Source organism: Wolbachia endosymbiont of Nasonia giraulti (genome assembly GCF_048054155.1).
Classification (GTDB): domain Bacteria; phylum Pseudomonadota; class Alphaproteobacteria; order Rickettsiales; family Anaplasmataceae; genus Wolbachia; species Wolbachia pipientis_C.
Genome location: NZ_JAFEVH010000065.1, coordinates 1 through 5,464, shown reverse-complemented (window position 1 = coordinate 5,464; position 5,464 = coordinate 1). Strand labels below are relative to the sequence as shown.

Here is a 5,464-nt window from a genome sequence, read left to right as displayed (position 1 = left end):
AAGAAAGGTAGAGCAAAAGTGGATTACTGCTTTGCCTAATTGGGCTTTAACTATGTCTCAACTTGATATCTTTTTTCCTGGTAGGTTAAAAATTGAGTTGAATTGAAAATGCGGTTTGACACACTTTTTTGAACGTTCCCGACGACGTTTCATGTAACGATAGAACACTAAGTACTATGTTACTACTTTTACACCTCTATACATATGCTCGCCGTTGTATATTGGTTCAGTAATCAGCCCTTTCATATCAGTTGCAACTCTAGTATCACTATCTATTTTTGCAATTTCTTCTTTGGTATACAATTCATCCTTGTTTTTCGTCCAGCTATTGTCACATTGAACATCAACTTCTCCTCCATTGGTTTTAAACCCAAATGTTTCTTGCATAAGCAATCTTGCTTCTTCCAAACGTCTATTGTAACGTTTGTTAGAATCTTGATAGCTAGATATAAGAAGAAGAACGTCATTAGAAAGAGTGAAATATACTATCTCTTCCATAATTTTGTAAATCTCATGTTCTGATAACTTAAACAAAGGATAATCTTTTTGAAACTTATTCTTTACTTCATTGTAAATTTCCATAATTTTTACTCTACCAGCATCGCTTAGAGCAATGATAGCATTTTCAATACTTGCTATACCATCATAGTCATAACCTTTTCTGTCATTTTCAGCAACCAAAAAGCCATGCACAGCCTGAATCTCACCAACTTTCTTATCTTCTTTAGGTAAGATATCAAAATCAAAATAGATCATAGGAGACTTCAGTGCTAACAACATAAATATACGCATAGTGTCTATCTCAACACCAAAAGATAATCTTTTACTTTCTGGAATAGAGTATAGATCTTTGAAATATTGAGATACATTGTATAAAGGACATTTAGATAGTTCTGTTTTCTTATTTGGTTGTAAGTGAAAGCTGAATTCATACTCTCCTAAATCCAGCTCATTAAAATCTATAAGTTCTATATTTTTGTTTGGGTTAAATTTTCTGTTTGATATTTTATTCTCCAACTCTTTGCGTTGCTCAGGAGTAAAACCAGATCCATTTATTACTAATTTCACTACACGCGTATCTTCCCTTTTTGCCCAATTGCTCAATCTTTCCAAATATTTTTCTGGAATCGGGTATCCATATCTTTTTGGAAGCCACTGAAATACTAAAGGTGTATCAACTGTGAAAGTATGTGGAGATCCAGGCCTTAAATCTTGTCCTTTATAATTCATAGCAAAAGTACTAAATAAGTTAATACTTTACTATATAATATTAATTTATCAACTACTTATTTAAGTAATATTATTTACTTATTAATAATATTACTAAGATAAAAAAGTATATTATTAGTAAAACAAGATTATCTACTTTACATAGGGGTTTTTATTCTTTTTCAAAAGCAATCTAACTGGTACACCTTCAACAAAGAAGTTTTTTCTAAGACCATTAGTCAAATAACGTTTATAACTCTCATCAACACTTTCCGGGACGTTGCATACCAAAGAAAAAGCTGGAGGTTTTGTGCCAATTTGAGCAATATACTTCATTTTAATTGCTCTACCTTTTATAAGTGGGTGAGAATGTTTTTCCACGGCATCTATTAGCCAATTATTCAGTTTTGCAGTGCTGATCTTCTTGTTTAAGGATTCACTCACTTCAAGACACTTATCTATCACATCACCACAGCGCATACCTTTCAATGCAGAAATTGTTACAGTTGGCACTTCCAAAAATAACCGAGTCACTTCCTGTTGTTTGACAAATTTTATTAACTTACTTCTGTCATCCTTACCTATTAAATCCCACTTATTTAAAACAATGATAATTCCCTTCCCCCCTTTAATTGCAGCTTCAGCAATTGATAAATCCTGCTGCTCAATGCCAAGCAAGGAATCTAACATTAAAATCACTACATGAGAGCGCTTTATTGACTCTATACTTTTTTCAACAAATCTTGATTCTAAGTTATCAACAACATTTGCCTTTCTGCGGATTCCCGCAGTGTCGATGAGAGTGATTAATTTCCCATTATGGTCGTATGAAATATCCACAGAGTCACGCGTGGTACCGGGTTCTGAGCTTACTATTAGTCTATTTTCTGCAAGTAAACTGTTTAAAAAAGTTGATTTTCCAACGTTTGGGCGACCGATGATTGCAACCCTCAGTCTAATGGACTCACTTTCAGGCAGCTCAGTGCCTTCGCTAAGACCTTCAATAACACTAGCTAATGCATCATAAAGATCAATCATACCAAGATTATGTTCGGCTGAGATGTACACCGGACCTATGAAGTTGAAGAACTGCAAATAATCAACGTTTTCCGATTTATGACTTTCGCATTTGTTTGCTATTAGTATTACAGGTTTGTTCGTTTTTCTCTTCAGCCACTTTGCAAACTCTTTGTTCTGCTCATTTTGCACTCTTGCATCAACAAGAAAAAAAATTACATCTGCGCTTAATAAAGAAAGCTCTATTTGTTCAATAACTTGTAGTGAAAAACTGGTTTGGTCATTCCATCCTCCTGTATCTATAACTTTAAACTCTAAATCACTAATTCTTCCAATTCCTTCACGCCTATCTCTCGTTACTCCTGGAATGTCACTAACCACCGCTGCTTTTCTTCTCACCAACCTATTAAAAAGAGTTGACTTGCCTGCATTTGGAAGGCCTATTATGACTATTTTCAGCATAGTTTAAGAGCGTATTTTATAAATAGTAAATTATAATCAAAATTTTTTAGTTTAACTATTGACTTGATAGATTATATACCTATCCTAAAATTAGGATATTTTATCTTAAGTTTATTATGTAGAATTGGAGGCGCTATGCATAATGCAAATGAAACTTTAATAATGAATTTCGATCAAGTTGCTCAATTAACTCCTAAAATTTATAAATTAGGGACACCTTATAACAACAGGACACGTATATATGAGTATATAACTTTGGCTAAAGCATTGGAAAATCTCAATGATCCATCCCGTTCACATGCAAATAAGGAGCTTTTTTTTGAGTGACAATGATGAAGAAACTAAGAAATTTCTGAGTGTAATTCGAAAAGGAATTGCTGAATATACAGGTAATGATTCTATAGATGTGAGGTTGAGAGGAAAAGAAGATAAATCATTTACTGCATGGGTATCGTTAAAAGAAGGCAGAGGTGAGTTAAAATTTGGTAACTCATTTCCTGGTAAAGCCTTAAAGGATAGTAATCCAAAAATTGAAGCTTTTACATTGGTATCTCCAGAAGATAAAAGGTTGGTGCGTGTTTCACAAAGTGATGATGGTGTAAGGCTTTATCAAATACTAAATGAGTCTTGTATAATTAAATTTAACTGGAAAGTGGGTGATAGAGATTGCAGTATTGCTTTAAATATTAGTGGAAATGGTAACGTATTTTGTACTGATTTAAGTGATAATATAAGTCCTGAGGACTTCGAGGAAAACAAAGCTGTAAAAATAAAAATTGGCTATTATGAGAATAAGAAGATGGATAAATATAATGACATGACTCTAGCAAAATTGGTCTCATTGGCTTCAAACTTACAAGGAATTGAAAGAGAAGTTATAACAATTAATCCATCAACAGGTGTAACAAGTGCAAGTGCACAGAATGTTAGTGAGTCTCAGCATTCTCAAAATATTAAATAGAAATTGCTAGCGCATTAATTATCGTACACATACACCGTTGCATGCAGTAACGGTGTATGTGTATAATCAATAGGATTTGTAAGCTCAATAAAGTTTACAACCAATTTGAAAGTTATTTTACTACATGCAAGACTCTGAAATACTAGAAACTCTAAAGATCAAAACATTAGAAGCCGAAAAAGGAGGAGGTCCTGATAGGGTTAATAAGCAACATGAAAAAGGAAAGCTAACCGCTAGAGAAAGGCTGAGTATATTGCTCGATGAAAATTCATTTCAAGAGTATGATAAGTTTGTGAAGCATCACGCAACTGATTTTGGCATGCAAAATGCTGATTTTTTAGGTGATGGAGTTGTAATTGGCCATGGTACTATTTATGGCAGAAAAGTTTTTGTTTATTCTCAGGATTTCACTGTCTTTGGTGGATCACTTGGTGCATCACATGCAAAAAAAATATGCAAAATTATGGATATGGCAATTAATGCCAGGATTCCAATTATCGGACTAAACGACTCTGGTGGAGCTAGAATTCAAGAGGGAGTAAATTCCCTTGCTGGTTACGGAGAAATTTTTCAAAGGAATGTAAATGCATCAGGCGTTATACCACAAATCTCTCTAATCATGGGTCCATGTGCTGGTGGGGCAGTTTATTCTCCAGCACTGACTGATTTTACTTTCATGGTAAAAAATAGCTCATACATGTTTATAACCGGACCAGATGTAGTGAAAAAAGTTACATATGAGAACGTAAGCCACGAAGATCTCGGTGGAGCAAAAATTCATACAAGCAAAACAGGAGTAGCAGATTTTGCGTTCAATAACGATGTTGAAATGCTGCTGAAAATCCGTGAATTCCTTACCTTTTTGCCAGCAAACAATCAAGAGTTGACAAAACCTGTAACAATCTGTGACTTAATTGATGATGTTGATGAATCTTTGAACACTCTAGTCCCTACCAATCCTAACACTCCTTATGATATATATGAACTTATTGAAAAGGTGTGTGATGAAAGGAAATTTTTTGAACTAAAGCCCGATTTTGCTCGTAACATCATAATTGGCTTTGGCAGAATTGGAGGAAATACTATTGGTGTTGTTGCAAATCAACCTATGCACCTTGCAGGATGCTTGGATATTGACTCTTCAAGAAAAGCTGCGAGGTTTGTAAGATTTTGTGACGCGTTTAACATTCCCATCATCACACTTATTGATGTTCCAGGTTTCCTGCCAGGTACAAATCAAGAATACAATAATATAATACAACACGGAGCGAAACTGCTTTACGCTTACGCTGAAGCGACCGTGCCGAAAATTAGCCTTATCACTAGAAAAGCGTATGGTGGTGCATATATTGTTATGAACTCAAAGCATTTAAAAGGTGATATAAATTATGCTTGGCCAACCGCTGAAATAGCTGTAATGGGACCTGAAAGTGCAGTTGAAATTATATTTAGGCATGAAAAAGACCAGCAAACGTTAATCAAAGAATATAAAGAGAAATTTGCTAATCCATTTTTTGCTGCATCACATGGATATATTGATGATATAATAGTGCCAAGTAAAACAAGGTATCACCTTCACAAAGCACTAGAACTACTTAAAAACAAGAAAGTAGAAAGAATATGGAAGAAGCATAATAATCTTCCTTTGTAACTTTCCTCTCAGTCTTTATTGTAAGGGGGAACGTTCAAAAAAGTGTGTCAAACCGCATTTTCAATTCAACTCAATTTTTAACCTACCAGGAAAAAAGATATCAAGTTGAGACATAGTTAAAGCCCAATTAGGCAAAGCAGTAATCCACTTTTGCTCTACCTTTT

The 5,464-nt window shown here is 34.3% G+C and carries 5 protein-coding genes; 3 read left to right on the top strand and 2 right to left on the bottom strand.

Annotated features, from left to right (window positions below):
* Positions 1–174 precede the first annotated feature (174 nt).
* Both JR312_RS05880 and der read right to left on the bottom strand, forming a co-directional pair.
* Complete coding sequence (locus JR312_RS05880; protein WP_416647945.1) at positions 175–1,230, bottom strand: hypothetical protein; 1,056 nt, start codon at positions 1,228–1,230, stop codon at positions 175–177.
* 132 nt (positions 1,231–1,362) lie between these two features.
* Positions 1,363–2,688: a ribosome biogenesis GTPase Der gene (der, locus tag JR312_RS05875; RefSeq protein WP_416647944.1), complete on the bottom strand. Its 1,326-nt coding sequence runs from the start codon at positions 2,686–2,688 to the stop codon at positions 1,363–1,365.
* Between the two features lie 135 nt (positions 2,689–2,823).
* Here der and JR312_RS05870 point away from each other — a divergent pair, with 135 nt between their 5' ends.
* The 3 genes from JR312_RS05870 (at position 2,824) to JR312_RS05860 (ending at position 5,300) form a co-directional block, all read left to right on the top strand.
* Entirely contained in the window at positions 2,824–3,015 is a 192-nt protein-coding gene (locus tag JR312_RS05870; protein WP_416647943.1) for a hypothetical protein, read from the top strand.
* Positions 3,008–3,649, top strand: a complete 642-nt coding sequence (locus JR312_RS05865; protein WP_416647942.1) for a hypothetical protein — start codon at positions 3,008–3,010, stop codon at positions 3,647–3,649. Before JR312_RS05870 ends, JR312_RS05865 begins: the two co-directional genes overlap by 8 nt.
* A 124-nt stretch (positions 3,650–3,773) precedes the next feature.
* Entirely contained in the window at positions 3,774–5,300 is a 1,527-nt protein-coding gene (locus JR312_RS05860) for an acyl-CoA carboxylase subunit beta (protein WP_416647941.1), read from the top strand.
* Positions 5,301–5,464 lie beyond the last annotated feature (164 nt).

Excerpts from the sequence above, each read along its gene's own strand:
- JR312_RS05880 (WP_416647945.1), bottom strand. The coding sequence starts at position 1,230 with ATGAATTATAAAGGACAAGATTTAAGGCCTGGATCTCCACATACTTTC.
- der (WP_416647944.1), bottom strand. The coding sequence starts at position 2,688 with ATGCTGAAAATAGTCATAATAGGCCTTCCAAATGCAGGCAAGTCAACT.
- JR312_RS05870 (WP_416647943.1), top strand. The coding sequence starts at position 2,824 with ATGCATAATGCAAATGAAACTTTAATAATGAATTTCGATCAAGTTGCT.
- JR312_RS05860 (WP_416647941.1), top strand. The coding sequence starts at position 3,774 with ATGCAAGACTCTGAAATACTAGAAACTCTAAAGATCAAAACATTAGAA.